Annotated in this window: 15 protein-coding genes and 1 pseudogene; 13 read left to right on the top strand and 3 right to left on the bottom strand. The window is 55.6% G+C overall.

Annotated features, from left to right (window positions below; translation table 11 throughout):
- Together ACLQ7H_RS16995 and ACLQ7H_RS16990 are read left to right on the top strand one after the other, a co-directional pair.
- Window positions 1–346 (top strand): annotated as a pseudogene (locus ACLQ7H_RS16995) (zinc-binding alcohol dehydrogenase family protein); the annotation flags it as partial.
- Window positions 347–365: 19 nt separating this feature from the next.
- A complete protein-coding gene (locus ACLQ7H_RS16990; RefSeq protein ID WP_411753680.1) occupies window positions 366–1,112 on the top strand; it encodes an SDR family oxidoreductase in 747 nt (248 codons plus the stop codon).
- Window positions 1,113–1,343: 231 nt separating this feature from the next.
- Here ACLQ7H_RS16990 and ACLQ7H_RS16985 read toward each other — a convergent pair whose 3' ends face one another.
- On the bottom strand, window positions 1,344–1,952 hold the full coding sequence (locus tag ACLQ7H_RS16985) for an HD domain-containing protein (protein WP_411753679.1): 609 nt from the start codon (window positions 1,950–1,952) through the stop codon (window positions 1,344–1,346).
- A 246-nt stretch (window positions 1,953–2,198) separates the two neighbouring features.
- Between ACLQ7H_RS16985 and trhA the strand changes: the two genes are divergently transcribed.
- Entirely contained in the window at window positions 2,199–2,873 is a 675-nt protein-coding gene (trhA, locus tag ACLQ7H_RS16980) for a PAQR family membrane homeostasis protein TrhA (RefSeq protein WP_411753678.1), read from the top strand.
- A gap of 232 nt (window positions 2,874–3,105) precedes the next feature.
- Window positions 3,106–3,603: a DUF2165 family protein gene (locus ACLQ7H_RS16975; RefSeq protein WP_411753677.1), complete on the top strand. Its 498-nt coding sequence runs from the start codon at window positions 3,106–3,108 to the stop codon at window positions 3,601–3,603.
- A 39-nt stretch (window positions 3,604–3,642) separates the two neighbouring features.
- On the opposite strand, the gene ygfZ is transcribed toward ACLQ7H_RS16975, so the two are convergent.
- Window positions 3,643–4,635, bottom strand: coding sequence for a tRNA-modifying protein YgfZ (gene ygfZ / locus ACLQ7H_RS16970; RefSeq protein WP_411753681.1), 993 nt, complete (start codon window positions 4,633–4,635; stop codon window positions 3,643–3,645).
- 299 nt (window positions 4,636–4,934) lie between these two features.
- On the opposite strand from ygfZ, the gene sdhE reads away from it, so the two are divergent.
- The 5 genes from sdhE (at window position 4,935) to creD (ending at window position 9,206) form a co-directional block, all read left to right on the top strand.
- Complete coding sequence (gene sdhE, locus ACLQ7H_RS16965; protein ID WP_024486357.1) at window positions 4,935–5,201, top strand: FAD assembly factor SdhE; 267 nt, start codon at window positions 4,935–4,937, stop codon at window positions 5,199–5,201.
- Entirely contained in the window at window positions 5,182–5,604 is a 423-nt protein-coding gene (locus tag ACLQ7H_RS16960; RefSeq protein ID WP_411753676.1) for a protein YgfX, read from the top strand. The genes sdhE and ACLQ7H_RS16960 overlap by 20 nt, the downstream gene beginning before the upstream one ends.
- Window positions 5,604–6,299: a two-component system response regulator CreB gene (gene creB / locus ACLQ7H_RS16955; protein ID WP_065684481.1), complete on the top strand. Its 696-nt coding sequence runs from the start codon at window positions 5,604–5,606 to the stop codon at window positions 6,297–6,299. The genes ACLQ7H_RS16960 and creB overlap by 1 nt, the downstream gene beginning before the upstream one ends.
- Window positions 6,296–7,714 carry a two-component system sensor histidine kinase CreC gene (gene creC, locus ACLQ7H_RS16950; protein ID WP_411753675.1) on the top strand — a complete coding sequence of 473 codons (1,419 nt, stop codon included), beginning with the start codon at window positions 6,296–6,298 and terminating at the stop codon, window positions 7,712–7,714. The genes creB and creC overlap by 4 nt, the downstream gene beginning before the upstream one ends.
- A gap of 103 nt (window positions 7,715–7,817) precedes the next feature.
- The gene (creD, locus tag ACLQ7H_RS16945) at window positions 7,818–9,206 is read left to right on the top strand and encodes a cell envelope integrity protein CreD (protein ID WP_411753674.1); all 1,389 of its coding nucleotides are present in this window, start codon (window positions 7,818–7,820) and stop codon (window positions 9,204–9,206) included.
- Between the two features lie 35 nt (window positions 9,207–9,241).
- Here creD and fldB read toward each other — a convergent pair whose 3' ends face one another.
- Entirely contained in the window at window positions 9,242–9,760 is a 519-nt protein-coding gene (gene fldB, locus ACLQ7H_RS16940) for a flavodoxin FldB (RefSeq protein ID WP_021179810.1), read from the bottom strand.
- Window positions 9,761–9,865: 105 nt separating this feature from the next.
- Between fldB and xerD the strand changes: the two genes are divergently transcribed.
- From xerD to prfB, 4 genes are all read left to right on the top strand, one after another.
- Window positions 9,866–10,765, top strand: a complete 900-nt coding sequence (gene xerD, locus ACLQ7H_RS16935; protein ID WP_411753673.1) for a site-specific tyrosine recombinase XerD — start codon at window positions 9,866–9,868, stop codon at window positions 10,763–10,765.
- Between the two features lie 27 nt (window positions 10,766–10,792).
- A complete protein-coding gene (gene dsbC, locus ACLQ7H_RS16930; RefSeq protein ID WP_411753672.1) occupies window positions 10,793–11,506 on the top strand; it encodes a bifunctional protein-disulfide isomerase/oxidoreductase DsbC in 714 nt (237 codons plus the stop codon).
- A 6-nt stretch (window positions 11,507–11,512) separates the two neighbouring features.
- On the top strand, window positions 11,513–13,246 hold the full coding sequence (gene recJ / locus ACLQ7H_RS16925) for a single-stranded-DNA-specific exonuclease RecJ (RefSeq protein ID WP_411753671.1): 1,734 nt from the start codon (window positions 11,513–11,515) through the stop codon (window positions 13,244–13,246).
- A gap of 195 nt (window positions 13,247–13,441) precedes the next feature.
- Window positions 13,442–14,540, top strand: a protein-coding gene (gene prfB / locus ACLQ7H_RS16920) for a peptide chain release factor 2 (RefSeq protein ID WP_411753670.1) whose coding sequence is annotated in 2 segments (ribosomal slippage) — window positions 13,442–13,516 and window positions 13,518–14,540 — 1,098 coding nt in all. Because the reading frame shifts where the segments join, the coding sequence is not laid out codon by codon here.
- The last annotated feature ends 63 nt before the right edge of the window (window positions 14,541–14,603 follow it).

Below are 14,603 nucleotides of genomic sequence, written 5' to 3'. Positions count from 1 at the left end.
GGGGCCAGCTACGGAGGCACTGCTGGCGACCTTCAATAATCACGATCTTTCCTCTCATGCTGGTGGGCTGGGCATCCGCTTGGTGAACGTAGGCTCCATGGCTGGGCCTACCATTAGTTTACCTGCGGCGGTGCTGCGCAGTACGCAGTTGCAGATCCTGGGCAGTGGCACGGGCAACTTCCCGTCGATCCCGCAATTAAAAACCATCGTGGCCGATATTCTTGCACTGGCAGCGGAAGGAAAAATCAGTGTCGATACCCAGGAACATGCCTTTGCCGATATTGCCGAGGTGTGGGATATCAGCAAGAAAAGTGATACCCGCTCCGTTATCCGCATCCGTGACTAAATACAGTTAAGGAACAGAAATGACAAAAGTAGTGTTAGTGACCGGTGCTAGCCGGGGCATAGGCCGTGCGACGGCGTTATTGCTAGCTCAACAGGGTTACTCGGTGGGGGTCAATTATCTGCGCGATAGTGCGGCTGCGGAGCAGGTAGTTGCGCAGATCCGCCAACAGGGTGGCAAGGCGCAGGCACTGCAAGCCGATATCGCTGAAGAAGCAGAAGTGGTGGCGATGTTTGCTGAATTGGAGGCCACGCTGGGGCCAATCGGCGCTCTGGTCAATAACGCAGGTATTCTGTTCCAACAGGCGAGCATTGAGCAACTCACCGCCGAGCGGATCAATAAGGTGCTGACGACCAACGTCACCGGGTATTTTCTCTGCTGCCGCGAAGCGGTAAAACGTATGGCACTACGCCATGGTGGACAGGGCGGAGCGATCGTCAATGTGTCTTCCGCTGCGTCGCGTCTGGGGGCCCCGTGGGAATATATCGACTATGCGGCGTCAAAAGGGGCGGTGGATACGTTGACTACCGGTCTGGCGTTGGAAGTGGCGGCACAGGGGATACGCGTCAACTGTGTAAGGCCAGGTTGTATTTACACTGAGATGCATGCCAGCGGAGGAGAGCCGGGGCGGGTAGATCGGGTGAAGGCGGCGTTGCCAATGCAGCGGGGTGGTCAGCCAGAGGAAGTGGCGCAAGCTGTTGCCTGGCTGCTTTCCGATGCGGCGTCCTACGTCACCGGCACTTTTATCGAAGCCGCTGGCGGACGTTAAGCACGGCAATTGCGGTGTCCCCTCACCCCAACCCTCTCCCACAGGGAGAGGGAGCTGTCCGGAGTGCGTAATTAGCCCGTACAACCTCGGAAAATAGGGAGTAAAAACAAGAAGAGCAAGGTATTACGCCAAGCAATCAACGAGCTCGATCGGTTCCCTCTCCCTTTGGGAGAGGGTTAGGGTGAGGGGCGTGTTCATTATCAAAATAACTGACAGCACTACCCTCATCAATTACTTCAGCCAGCCTTTACGCTGTGCATCCCGCAAATGCAGCTCCAAATAGTGCCACAGCTCAGGATGGATATCGGCAATCATCGTATTACGGTCCAATACCTGCTGCAGGCTGATATCATTCTCGACCCAGCTCTGACCGCCGTTGTGCAGGTTCATCAGCATTGGCATGCAGCGATCCAGCACCAGTGCAACGCGGGCATCGGCACTTTCGCCGGCTTCATACTCCTGCCACAGCGCGGTGAAAACGCCACGTTGAGGTTCCGGCAATATCCCGAACAGCCGTTTTGCCGCGGCCACTTCCTGGTCGTGGATTGCCGCCCGTGCCGCCAGATCGTAAACCATGACGTCGCCGGCATCGATCTCGACGATATCGTGCAGCAGGGCCATCTGGATCACACGCTGAATGTCCACCTCATCGCTGGCATAAGGGGCCAGACTCAAGGCCGCAATGGCAAAGTGCCAGCTGTGCTCGGCCGAGTTTTCCTGACGCTGGGTGCCCATCACCTTGGTACGGCGTTGCACGCTTTTAAGTTTGTCGATTTCCATCAGAAACTGGATGGTTTGAGTCATGGAGCCAAAGTCTAAGGCGGGTACAGCGGATGACATGGTACGAACCTCGAGGTGAATGATGGGGTACCCGCTGTTTTCCAGCCGAACTGATGCCAACTGAAATCCATAGGGTGCAAAGCATATCGATTGTAGCCCAGTGGGCTGAGGATTTCGATGTTAGCGTGGTGTTACAAGCGCTCACAGTTTTATTTTAGCGTACACGTGTACACTGGAATCGTTCTCAGTTAATCTCATTTGCGGTTATTTCGCACAATATGGGTTGTTTTTGAGGGGTTGCGCGTTATGGAAAAAACGGATGAAGTGAAAACCAGGGCCGACCAGTTGCCTGCCACGGCTTATCCATGGGCAGAGGAAATTGCCAACAGCATCAGCCACGGTATCGGTTTGGTGTTTGGGATTGTCGGCTTGGTGCTGCTGTTGGTTCAGGCGGTAAACGATGGCGCAGGGGTAACGGCCATCACCAGTTACAGCCTGTATGGCGGCAGTATGATCCTGCTGTTCCTGGCTTCCACGCTGTACCATGCTATTCCGCATCAAAGGGCCAAGCACTGGCTGAAAAAATTTGACCACTGCGCCATCTACCTGTTGATCGCCGGAACCTATACGCCGTTCCTGCTGGTGGGGCTGGACTCACCGTTGGCGCGAGGGCTGATGGTGGTGATCTGGGGGCTGGCGCTGTTCGGCGTGATTTTCAAACTGGCATTTGCGCACCGTTTTGAGGTGCTGTCGCTGGTGACCTATCTGACCATGGGCTGGCTGTCGCTTATCGTGATCTATCAGTTGGCGATGCGCCTGGATGTTGGTGGGGTCACTTTGCTGGCGGTGGGTGGCGTGGTGTATACGCTAGGCGTGATTTTCTACGCCTCGAAGCGTTTCCGTTTTGGCCATGCGATCTGGCACGGTTTTGTGCTCGGCGGCAGCGTGTGCCACTTTATGGCGATCTACCTTTACGTATAACCCGCCAGCTTGTTGTTGATATATTGCCAAAGCGTTTCTTTTGGGTTAAAAAGAGGCGCTTGTTTCTTTCGGGTATCCAGCAAGCCTTAGCTTTATTTCTGAGCCCGCCAAACTCCTCGCTTTCAAGCCGCAGGGGGTTGGCTGCGCTTGCTGCTGGCTGACCTGCATCTTGAGATCTATGGGGTAGTTTGCACCTCCCGGTGCCTTTAATCATTACCCAGGACTCTTCACTATGATCGTTCGTTTATCCAAAGCCCTGCTGGTTTGCGCTATCGCGCTATTTGCCTCATTGGTGGCCTTTGGCAATATCACCGATTACGATACCAACTTCGCTTTTGTACGCCACGTATTTATGATGGACACGATATTCCCCGATGCCACTATCACCTATCGTTCTATCCAGTCGCCATGGCTACATCAGGTGGGGTATATCGGCATTATTGCGTTGGAAACCCTCACCGCTATTTTGTGTTGGATTGGGGGGATACGCCTGCTGTGTGGCCTGAAATTGCCTGCGGCCAACTTTAACCGGACCAAGACGTTCGCCATCGCGGGGTTGACGTTAGGCTTCCTCACCTGGCAAGTGGCCTTTATGTCGGTTGGTGGCGAGTGGTTTGGCATGTGGATGTCAAAACAGTGGAACGGGGTACCTGATGCCTTCCGCTTCTTTGTCACCATTTTGCTGGTGCTGATTTATCTGGTGCCGCGTGATGGGGAATTGGACGAATAACTCGTCTAGCCGCAGGCGCGATGCCTGCGGCCAAACCGCTTACTTTTCTTCCGCCAGTGAGTAAGGCAGAGGCTTGATGGCTAACTGGCTGCTGGCATCATCGCGTACGCGCAGCACGCTGTCCGCTTCCAGATCGTTATTCATCACCACCTGCACCCACAACGTGCCGTCAGCCAGCTCGATTGCTGCCAGCACGGTGCCGGTACGGCGCCAGTTGTCACCCAGCTTCAACTCCAGATCGTCACCCGCCTGTGGAACCTGGCTGCCTTTACCTTCCAGCCAGTACAGGGCGCGTTTGTTGGCTCCCCGGAACTTGGCACGAGCCACCATTTCCTGCCCGGTGTAGCAGCCTTTGCTGAAGCTGATCCCATCCAGCGCCTGTAGATTGGTCGCCTGGGGGATCAGTTGCGCACTGTTTACTGCATCAATCACCGGATAACCGGCCTCGATATCCAGTGCCAGCCATTGGCGGCTGTCGTTCAGCTCTGCCTGCCCTTCCAGCTTGGAAGCTAGCACAGCGGCGGTTTCTGCCGTGGTGATCAAGGCAAAACGTTCTGCTGGCAGTGCAAAGTGCAGCAAGGTGGTATCGCCGTCTTGCACCACCTGATGTTCTGCATCTGGCAGGGTGGTAAATACCTTAGCCAATGCGGCCCGTGCTTCAGGACCTGCGAGGCCCAGCAGTACCGCATTGCTGTCTGCTGCGATGGTGATCTTGGAGAACACCGCGTATTTCTTTATTTCCGCCAGTTGGCTATCCAACACGCTGCGGCGCTCAAGATAGGCAAAGCCTTCACCGTGGTGGAATAAACGCAGGTTGCTCCACATCTTGCCTTTGGCATCACAATGGCCGCACAGCACATGTTGGTCGGCCGCCAGTTTGTCGATATCGGCCGTGACCTGGCCCTGAAGATATTTTACCGTGTCTGGCCCGCTCAACTGCACCATGGCCCAATCTTCCAGTGAGATCAGCGTCAGTGGCAGATGGGAGGAGGCGGAAGGTTGACGGGGTGGAAAAGGAGTATTGAACGCCATAATCAGTTCCTGCTGCATGTTTAGCATACCTGTTGGGGTTGCTACCATGGTAAAAGAGGCGGCTGGCTTTGCAAACAGTTATTACCAGACAGCGCTTTTTTTGACATTTTACGTTTTGTTGGGTGAACGCCCTTCCCGGCGAGTACGTCAAATTGTTACTCTAGGCGCTTACGGTCAACGAACCCAATTTCACTCAAATCGTTGGCTGACGGAATTAAATTGCGCGCGTGTTGCCATACCAAGTGTCGGTTGCCCAAGAGCATGGCAAGCCATGCCGAAAAGAGGTTAGTCATAACAACATGGATATTAATAATAAAGCACGTATTCACTGGGCCTGCCGCCGCGGCATGCGCGAGTTGGATATCTCGATCATGCCGTTTTTCGAACATGAATACGATACACTGAGTGATGCAGACAAGGCCGTATTCATCCGCTTGCTCGAATGTGACGACCCCGATCTGTTTAACTGGCTGATGAATCATGGCGCTCCGCACGATCAAGATCTGCAGAGAATGGTGTCCCTGATCCAAACGCGAAATAAAGCCCGTGGCCCAGTGGCGATGTGATGTCCGCGTTTCCTGGCGTACCCAGTTAATCTCGTTGCTGACTCATGGCCTGTTGATTTTGCTGATCCTGATCGCCCCGTGGCCGGAAGGCTATGGCCCGATCTGGTTGGTGCTGTTGACGTTGGTGGTGTTTGAGTGCATTCGTAGCCAAAAGCGCATTGCATCCAGGCAGGGAGAACTGCGGTTGCTGGCTGAACGCCGGATTGAGTGGCAGGGTCAGGAATGGCTGATGGTGAACAAGCCCTGGATGCCTGGATTCGGTATTTTACTGTCGCTTCAGCAGGTTAACGGCAAAAAACGCCATCGGCTGTGGTTGGCTTCGGATTCCATATGCAAAGCGGATTGGCGCCAACTGCGTCAGCGGTTGTTGTTTGAACAATCTGCTACCGACGAGGACGCATAATGAAACCGCTGCTTTGGCTGGTAGAAGATGAACCCAGCATTGCGGATACGCTGATTTATACCCTGGAGAGCGAAGGCTTTCAGGTGCGTTGGTTTGAACGTGGCGAGCCTGCTTTGCAGGCTTTGCAACAGGGCTTACCGGCGTTGGTGATCCTCGACGTCGGTCTGCCCGATATCAACGGTTTTGAGCTTTGCCGTCGGCTGCTGGCGCAGGCGGCGGATTTACCGATCCTGTTTCTTACCGCCCGCAGCGGCGAACTCGATCGCCTGATCGGGCTGGAAATCGGTGCCGATGACTATGTAGCCAAACCCTTTTCCCCACGTGAGGTCAGCGCCCGCGTGCGTACTATCCTGCGGCGTCTACACAAACAGCAGCGTTTGCAGCAGCCAGCCCTTTATCATTTTGGTGCCTTTAGCCTGGATGAAGAGGGGGCCACGATCTGCTATCACCAACAGCCGTTGCCGCTGACCCGCTATGAATTCCTGTTGTTGAAAACCCTGCTGCAAGCGCCTGGCCGGGTGTTCTCCCGCCAGCAACTGATGGATATCGTTTGGGCCCAGGCGGAAGAGAGCCTGGATCGTACCGTCGATACCCATATCAAAACGCTGCGTGCCAAACTGCGGGCGATCGATGCCGCAGAACCCCCGATCCATACCCATCGTGGCTTAGGCTACAGCGTGAGCCGCCAGCCATGAGGATTGGCCTGCGCTTGCTGTTGGGCTATTTCCTGATTGTGGCGGTGGCGGGCTATTTCGTGCTGAGTATTTTCGTGCAGGAGGTCAAACCTGGCGTACGGCGAGCTACCGAAGGCACGCTGGTGGATACCGCCAACCTGTTGGCGCAGGTGGCACGGTTGGATATGAGACATGGGGATGCGGCAAAAGGTCAGTTGGCCCAGGCTATCGCTCAGCTTAATCAGCGGCCGATCGGGGCCAATATTGCCGGGATCCGCAAAGATCGTAACGAATATCGCGTTTATCTTACCGATGGGCGTGGCAAGGTGATTTTTGATTCATCAGGCCAGGCGCTGGGGCAAGATTATTCCCGCTGGAACGATGTTTATCTGACATTACGTGGCCAATACGGTGCGCGCAGCACCCGGACGATTGCCGATGATGAGAGCAGTTCGGTGATGTACGTGGCTGCACCAGTGATAGAGCAAGGGCAGATTATCGGCGTGTTGAGCGTTGGCAAACCCAACAGCACGATGGCACCGGTGATCCGCCGCAGCGAGCGGCGTATTTTGCTGGCGGGCGCGGTGTTGCTGGGGATTGCACTGGCGATCGGGCTGGGGTTCGTCTGGTGGATTAACCGTTCGATCAACCGTCTGGTACGCTATGCCGACGGGGTGGCGCACGGCGAAGCGGTGCCGCTGCCGCGCATGGGCAGCGTTGAGCTGACCCAACTGGCGCAAGCGCTGGAGAGCATGCGCATGAAGCTGGAAGGGAAGGCTTATATTGAACAGTATGTGCATACCCTTACTCATGAACTGAAAAGCCCACTGGCGGCGATCCGTGGCGCGGCAGAACTCCTCCAGGAGTCACCGCCTCCGGCGACGGCGAAACGCTTTTTGAGCAACATCGAACAGCAGAGCGCCCGCATTCAGCAATTAGTCGATAAGCTGCTGGTGCAGGCGCAGTTAGAAAGCCGACCCGGTTTGGAACTGGCAGCGGTAGCGCTGGTGCCGTTAGTGCGGCAGATTGTCGCGGGCAAAGAAGCGCAGGCGGCGCAGCGTGGTGTCACGATCAAACTGGGGAAGTTAGCGGAAACCGCACTGACCGGGGATGCTTTTTTACTGGGGCAGGCGCTGAGCAACCTGCTGGATAATGCCCTGGATTTCACACCGGCGGGCGGCTCGGTCAGCATTGATGGCGAGCGGTTAGAGCATCACTACCAGATCACCCTTTGCGATACTGGCAGCGGCATACCCGACTATGCGCTGGATAAGGTGTTTGAACGCTTCTATTCGCTGGCGCGGGAAGATAAACCCAAAAGCAGCGGCCTGGGCCTGAACTTCGTGCAGGAAGTGGCGCGCCTGCATCGTGGCACCATCCGTTTGCAAAACCTGCAACCCACCGGCGCGAAGGCTATCCTCACTTTACCGCTTTGATGGCAATTTATTGCCCGCACTTCACCTTCCCTTCACATAACCACATTCTGATTTCACTTGCCGACTTTATCGTAGCGACATTACTTACAAGGAGTCTGCCACGATGTTTAAATCGGTACTGTTTTGGAAAATAACCACCCTGCTGGGATTAATGATCCTGATGATGATCCCGGTGGGCATGCTCATGGATGTGGTACAGGAGCGCAGCGGCTATCGCCAGAGCGTGGTGGGGCAAGTGAGTGAAAGCACCAGCCGCGCGCAACGTATTCTTGGGCCAGTGATCGTGATCCCGTACACCTTGCGGGAAGAGAAGAAGAACGAAAAAGGCGAAATCAAGATAGAAACCACTCGCTATCAACGCTTTGCATTGCCCGAATCCTTGGTGGTCAATGGCAAGCCCAACGTTGAGATCCGCAAGCTGGGTATCTACCAGACTCAGGTGTATCAGGGGCCGCTGGATTTCCAGGTGAAATTCGCCCAGCCCGACCTGGAAGATTTGCAACATAGCAACATCACCGTCGGACAACCCTTCCTGATGCTGTCATTAAGTGATTCTCGCGGTATCAAGAGCATTTCAGCCCTTAATGGCATTCAACAGCAGGCCAAATTTGAGCCGGGCACTCTGGTTAACGGGCTTTCTCAGGGGATCCATGCACCCTTGGCCTTGGCCTCGTTGCAGAAAGAAGGGCTGACGGCGGATTTCACCCTAAACCTGGCGGGGACCAGCAGCTTGTCATTGGTGCCGGTGGGGCGTAGCTCCGAACTGCTATTGCAAAGCAACTGGCCGCATCCGAACTTCTTGGGCAACTTCCTGCCGGATGAGCGCAAAGTGACCGATAGAGGCTTTTCTGCCCGCTGGCGCAGCACCTGGTTTGCCAATAATATCAATAGCTCCTTCATGTATGACAACGGCATTATGGAAGAGGAAAAGTTGCCGACCTTCACCACCAGCCTGATCGAACCGGTCGATCATTATCAACTGACCGAGCGTGCGGTGAAGTATGCAGTGCTGTTCCTGGGGCTGACGTTTATGGCGTTCTTCCTGTTCGAAACCCTGACCGGGCTGCGGGTGCATCCGATCCAGTATCTGCTGGTGGGCGCGGCGCTGGTGCTGTTCTACCTGATCCTGCTGGCTTTCTCGGAACATCTGGGGTTCGACGTGGCTTACCTGCTGGCAAGCGTGGCCTGTAGTGGACTGATTGCCTTCTACCTCAGCGCCGTGCTGCGTGGGATGCGGCGTGGGATGCTGTTCGCCGCCAGTCTGCTACTGCTGTATGGCATTCTGTATATGCTGTTGCAGTCGGAAGATAACGCGCTGGTATTGGGTTCAGTGCTGCTGTTCGGGGTTTTGGCAGGCATTATGCTGCTGACACGTAAGCTGGACTGGTATCAGGTAGCCGACCCGGCTCGCCTGAAGGGCGACGCTGCCGAACCAGAAACCGCTGAGACACTGGCCAGCAATGGCGAGAGCCGTTTCAGGTTGTGGAAATAAGGCCTTTGTTGGGCGCGATATCGCGCCCAATTCCGTTATAGCAGCGGTTCCATCTCCAGCAGGATCTGTTCACACCACTGTTGCAGACGCTCTTCGCTCAGGTCGTATTGGTTCACCTCATCCAGCGCCAGGCCAACAAAATGTTTACCATCGGCACTAAGCGGTTTGGGGCTGGTAAATTCAAACCCGTCAATCGGCCAGAAACCGATAAACTGCACGCCCTGTGGGGCAAGCTGGTCGTGCAACATCCCCAGTGCATCCAGGAACCATTCGCCATAACCCAACTGATCGCCCATCCCGTACATGGCGACGATCTTGCCTTTCAGGTCTAGTTCAGTCAGTTGCGGCCAGATCGCTTCCCAATCCTCTTGCAGCTCACCAAAATCCCAGGTTGGAATACCCAGGATCAGGATGGAATAGTCTTCCATCAGCTTGGGAGAAACGTCTTTCAGGTTGTGCAGGTCGACCAGGTCTTCACCCAGAATCTCACGGATTTTTTCTGCTGCCATCTCGGTGTAGCAGGTGCTGGAGCCGTAAAACAGACCAATCTTCATAGTAAACCGTTTATAATGCCGTGTGTAGAATTGCAACGAGTATACCTCAAGGCATAATGCCTGTGGCATAAACCCGTCATCTTAACGTAACCAAGAGAGGACCGCGTGCAGCAGCAAGATAGTGCGCTGATTGAGCAATTCCTGGATGCGTTGTGGGTCGAACGCAATCTGGCAGACAATACGCTGGCCTCTTATCGGCTCGATTTACAGGCGTTAGCCGGTTGGCTGGCCCCCAACAACCGTAGCCTGTTGCAGGCTGAAGCGCTGGATCTCCAGGCCTTTCTCGCCGAACGGGTGGAGGGCGGATATAAAGCGACCAGTTCAGCCCGGTTGTTAAGCGCGATGCGCCGTCTGTTCCAGTATCTCAACCGTGAAAAAATGCGGGCGGATGATCCCACCGCATTACTGGCCTCGCCCAAATTACCGCAGCGGTTACCCAAGGATCTGAGCGAAGCGCAGGTGGAGGCCTTGCTACAGGCACCTTGCGTCGATCAACCGTTGGAGCTGCGTGACAAGGCCATGCTCGAAGTGTTGTATGCCACCGGGTTGCGCGTGTCGGAACTGGTGGGGTTGACCATCAGCGATGTCAGCCTGCGCCAGGGCGTGGTGCGGGTGATCGGTAAAGGCAATAAAGAGCGCCTGGTGCCGTTGGGGGAAGAAGCGGTGTACTGGATCGAAAATTATCTGGAACACGGCAGACCCTGGATGCTGAACGGCCAGACGCTGGATGTGCTGTTCCCCAGCAACCGCAGCCAGCAAATGACCCGACAGACGTTCTGGCATCGGATTAAACACTATGCGATCCTAGCCGGTATCGACAGCGAACGGCTGTCTCCGCATGTGCTGCGCCACGCTTTCGCCACCCATTTACTGAACCATGGGGCCGATCTTCGTGTCGTACAGATGTTATTGGGGCATAGCGACCTCTCAACCACACAAATTTACACCCATGTAGCCACTGAAAGATTGAAACAGCTACATCAACAGCATCACCCGCGCGCCTGACGCGCAGGGATCGAAAGGATTGGAAGAATGAAAAAAGGTTTAATGCTGCTCTCCCTGCTGGTGGCTTCGGTTACCGGCGCGGCCCATGCTGACGATGCAGCCATTCAGAAAGCACTCGGTAGCCTGGGCATTAAACAGGCAGACGTGCAACCCTCGCCGGTCGCCGGTTTGAAAACCGTATTGACCGAAGGCGGCACGCTGTATGTCACGGAAGATGGCAAACACGTGTTGCAAGGGCCGCTGTATGACGTCAGCGGCAGTCAGCCAGTCAACGTGACTAACCAGCTGTTGATGACCCGTCTGGAAGCGCTGAAAGATCAGATGATCGTCTACAAAGCGGCGAAAGAGAAACATGTGATCACCGTGTTTACCGATATCACCTGCGGCTATTGCCACAAGCTGCACGAGCAGATGAAAGAGTACAACGATCTGGGGATCACCGTGCGCTATCTGGCGTTCCCACGCCAGGGGCTGGAATCTCAGGCAGAGAAAGATATGCGTTCCATCTGGTGTACCGCAGACCGGGCTAAAGCCTTCGATGCCGCCATTAAGGGTGACGCGGTTTCCCCGGCCACTTGTAAAACCGATATCAGCCAGCATTATGAGTTGGGCGTGCAGTTTGGTATCAACGGTACGCCGGCTATCGTGCTGAAAAACGGCATGGTTATTCCTGGCTACCAAGGGCCGAAAGAGATGGCTGCGATGTTGGATGCGCATGCAGCCTCCGCAGCCACGAAATAAGTCACGGTGAGTATCAAAACTCAATTACGCCGCCGCGAGGCGGCAGATGCCAGCCATTTACCCGCCAACCTGCCACCGCTGTTGCGTCGCTTATACGCGTTGCGCGGTGTTAAGGGGGAGCAGGAGTTGGAGCGTAGCGTCAAGGGCATGTTGCCTTGGCAACAGTTGAGCGGTATTGATGCTGCGGTAGCGATATTGCAGCAGGCGTTGGCCGATGGCCGCCGCATCATGGTGGTCGGCGACTTTGACGCCGATGGCGCCACCAGTACCGCGCTGACGGTGCTGGCCTTGCGTAGCATGGGCTGTAGCTTCATCGAATATCTGGTGCCCAACCGTTTTGAAGATGGCTATGGCCTGAGCCCCGAAGTGGTGGAGCAGGCGGCGGCTCGGGGTGCTGAGCTGATCGTTACGGTCGATAACGGCATTTCCTCACATGCAGGCGTAGACGTCGCGCACGGCTTGGGAATACAGGTACTGGTTACCGATCACCATCTGCCGGGGGATACGCTGCCTGCGGCAGAGGCGATCGTCAATCCGAACCTGCGTGACTGCGATTTTCCTTCCAAATCCCTGGCCGGTGTAGGCGTTGCCTTCTATCTGATGTTGGCTTTACGGGCCAAGCTGCGTGAAAGTGGCTGGTTCGAACAGCGTGCGCTGGCTATGCCTAATCTGGCCGAATTACTGGATCTGGTGGCGTTGGGCACGGTGGCGGACGTGGTGCCGCTGGATGCCAACAACCGTATTCTGGTGTATCAGGGGCTGAACCGCATCCGGGCTGGCAAGTGTCGGCCAGGTATTCGTGCCCTGCTGGAAGTGGCCAACCGCGATGCGCGGCAATTGGCCGCTAGCGATCTCGGCTTTGCCCTTGGGCCACGGCTGAACGCGGCAGGGCGGTTAGACGATATGTCGATCGGCGTAGCCATGCTGTTGAGTGACGATATTGCCCAGGCGCGTATGCTGGCCAACGATCTCGACGCACTCAACCAGACCCGGCGTGAGATTGAGCAGGGGATGCAGGTGGAGGCGCTGGAGCTGTGCGATCAACTGGAACGTACTACCACCGAACTGCCTTACGGGCTGGCGATGTATCACCCAGAGTGGCATCAGGGCGTGGTGGGCATTCTGGCTTCGCGCATCAAAGAGCGTTTCCATCGCCCGGTGATCGCCTTCGCTCCTGCGGGGGATGGCATTCTGAAAGGCTCTGGCCGTTCGGTGGCTGGGTTGCACATGCGTGATGCGCTGGAGCGGCTTGATACCCTGAATCCTGGGCTGATGATGAAGTTCGGCGGCCATGCGATGGCGGCGGGTTTGTCGCTGGAAGAGGCCAAGTTTGACGAGTTCCGCCAGCGTTTTGGCGAACTGGTCGGCGAATGGCTCGATCCTGCCATGCTGGAAGGCGTGATCTGGTCGGACGGCGAACTGATGATGCAAGAACTGACCCTGACCACCGCAGAACTTCTGCGTGAGGGCGGGCCGTGGGGGCAGGCGTTTCCTGAGCCAACCTTTGACGGCAAGTTCCGCATTCTGCAACAGCGGTTGGTGGGCGAGAAACACCTGAAGCTGATGATCGAACCGCTCAGTGGAGGCCCATTGTTGGACGGCATCGCCTTCAACGTCGACACCACGCAGTGGCCGGACAGCAGCATCAAAGAAGTGGAACTGGCGTATAAGCTGGATGTGAACGAGTTCCGTGGCAACCGTAACGTGCAGTTGCTAATTCAACACCTCTGGCCGCGTTAACCGGCTAGCCCCTACCCTAACCCTCTCCCAAAGGGAGAGGGGACTTAACGTGCCACATGTTGATTCCTGCATCCGAACGTTGATCCCCCACAAAAACTGACCAACTCGCTATAAACTGGCCGCTGGATCCGCTAGAATTACCGGTTCCAATGGCATTTCGCCATCGACGACATCAACGTAAGAACGCAAAAAATCATGTTTGAAATTAATCCGGTAAAAAACCGCATTCAGGATCTGTCCGAGCGGACTGCCGTTCTCAGGGGGTATCTTTGACTATGATGCCAAGAAAGAACGCTTAGAAGAAGTTAACGCCGAGCTAGAGCAGCCGGACGTTTGGAATGAACCTGAACGTGCACAGGCACTAGGCAAAGAGCGCTCGGCGCTGGAAGCCATTGTCGAAACCATCGATCAGCTGGAACAGGGCTGTGAAGACGTCACGGGCCTGCTGGAACTGGCGGTTGAGGCGGAAGACGAAGACACCTTTAACGAGACCGTAGTTGAACTCGATCAACTGAGCGCGAAGCTGGAACAACTAGAATTCCGTCGTATGTTCTCCGGTGAATACGACAGCGCGGACTGCTATCTGGATATCCAGGCAGGCTCCGGCGGCACCGAAGCGCAGGACTGGGCCAGCATGCTGCTGCGCATGTACCTGCGTTGGGCGGAATCCAAAGGCTTTAAAACGGAAGTCATTGAAGAGTCCGACGGCGACGTCGCGGGCCTGAAGTCGGCAACCATCAAGATTATCGGCGACTACGCGTTTGGCTGGTTACGTACTGAAACCGGCGTACATCGCCTGGTACGTAAGAGCCCATTCGATTCCGGCGGCCGCCGCCATACCTCCTTCAGTTCCGTATTTATCTATCCGGAAGTGGATGACGATATCGATATCGAAATCAACCCGGCCGATCTGCGCATTGACGTTTACCGCGCCTCCGGTGCCGGTGGTCAGCACGTGAACAAAACCGAGTCGGCGGTGCGTATTACCCACTTGCCAACCAACATTGTGGTGCAGTGCCAGAACGATCGCTCTCAGCATAAGAACAAGGATCAGGCATTCAAACAGCTGCGCGCCAAGCTGTATGAATACGAGATGCAAAAGAAAAATGCTGACAAGCAGATGCTGGAAGACAACAAGTCCGATATCGGCTGGGGCAGCCAAATCCGTTCTTACGTGCTGGATGACTCCCGCATCAAGGATTTGCGCACCAACGTCGAAACACGTAATACGCAGGCCGTACTGGATGGCGACCTGGATAAATTCATTGAGGCAAGTTTGAAAGCCGGGTTATGAGGAACAGAAATGTCTGAGCAACAAGCACAAGGCGCCGAACAGGCGTTGGATCTCAACAACGAG

The sequence above is a fragment of the Serratia sp. (in: enterobacteria) genome (assembly GCF_046715635.1).
Classification (GTDB): Bacteria; Pseudomonadota; Gammaproteobacteria; order Enterobacterales; family Enterobacteriaceae; genus Chania.
The sequence above is the reverse complement of the archived record's forward strand: the minus strand, read 5'-3'. Positions and strand labels throughout refer to the sequence as shown.

What these genes read in the sequence shown, in the direction of transcription:
- ygfZ (WP_411753681.1), bottom strand. Translation starts at nt 4,635, where the DNA reads ATGGCGTTCAATACTCCTTTTCCACCCCGTCAACCTTCCGCCTCCTCC.
- trhA (WP_411753678.1), top strand. Translation starts at nt 2,199, where the DNA reads ATGGAAAAAACGGATGAAGTGAAAACCAGGGCCGACCAGTTGCCTGCC.
- dsbC (WP_411753672.1), top strand. Translation starts at nt 10,793, where the DNA reads ATGAAAAAAGGTTTAATGCTGCTCTCCCTGCTGGTGGCTTCGGTTACC.
- ACLQ7H_RS16990 (WP_411753680.1), top strand. Translation starts at nt 366, where the DNA reads ATGACAAAAGTAGTGTTAGTGACCGGTGCTAGCCGGGGCATAGGCCGT.
- creD (WP_411753674.1), top strand. Translation starts at nt 7,818, where the DNA reads ATGTTTAAATCGGTACTGTTTTGGAAAATAACCACCCTGCTGGGATTA.
- ACLQ7H_RS16985 (WP_411753679.1), bottom strand. Translation starts at nt 1,952, where the DNA reads ATGTCATCCGCTGTACCCGCCTTAGACTTTGGCTCCATGACTCAAACC.
- sdhE (WP_024486357.1), top strand. Translation starts at nt 4,935, where the DNA reads ATGGATATTAATAATAAAGCACGTATTCACTGGGCCTGCCGCCGCGGC.
- ACLQ7H_RS16975 (WP_411753677.1), top strand. Translation starts at nt 3,106, where the DNA reads ATGATCGTTCGTTTATCCAAAGCCCTGCTGGTTTGCGCTATCGCGCTA.
- creB (WP_065684481.1), top strand. Translation starts at nt 5,604, where the DNA reads ATGAAACCGCTGCTTTGGCTGGTAGAAGATGAACCCAGCATTGCGGAT.
- fldB (WP_021179810.1), bottom strand. Translation starts at nt 9,760, where the DNA reads ATGAAGATTGGTCTGTTTTACGGCTCCAGCACCTGCTACACCGAGATG.
- creC (WP_411753675.1), top strand. Translation starts at nt 6,296, where the DNA reads ATGAGGATTGGCCTGCGCTTGCTGTTGGGCTATTTCCTGATTGTGGCG.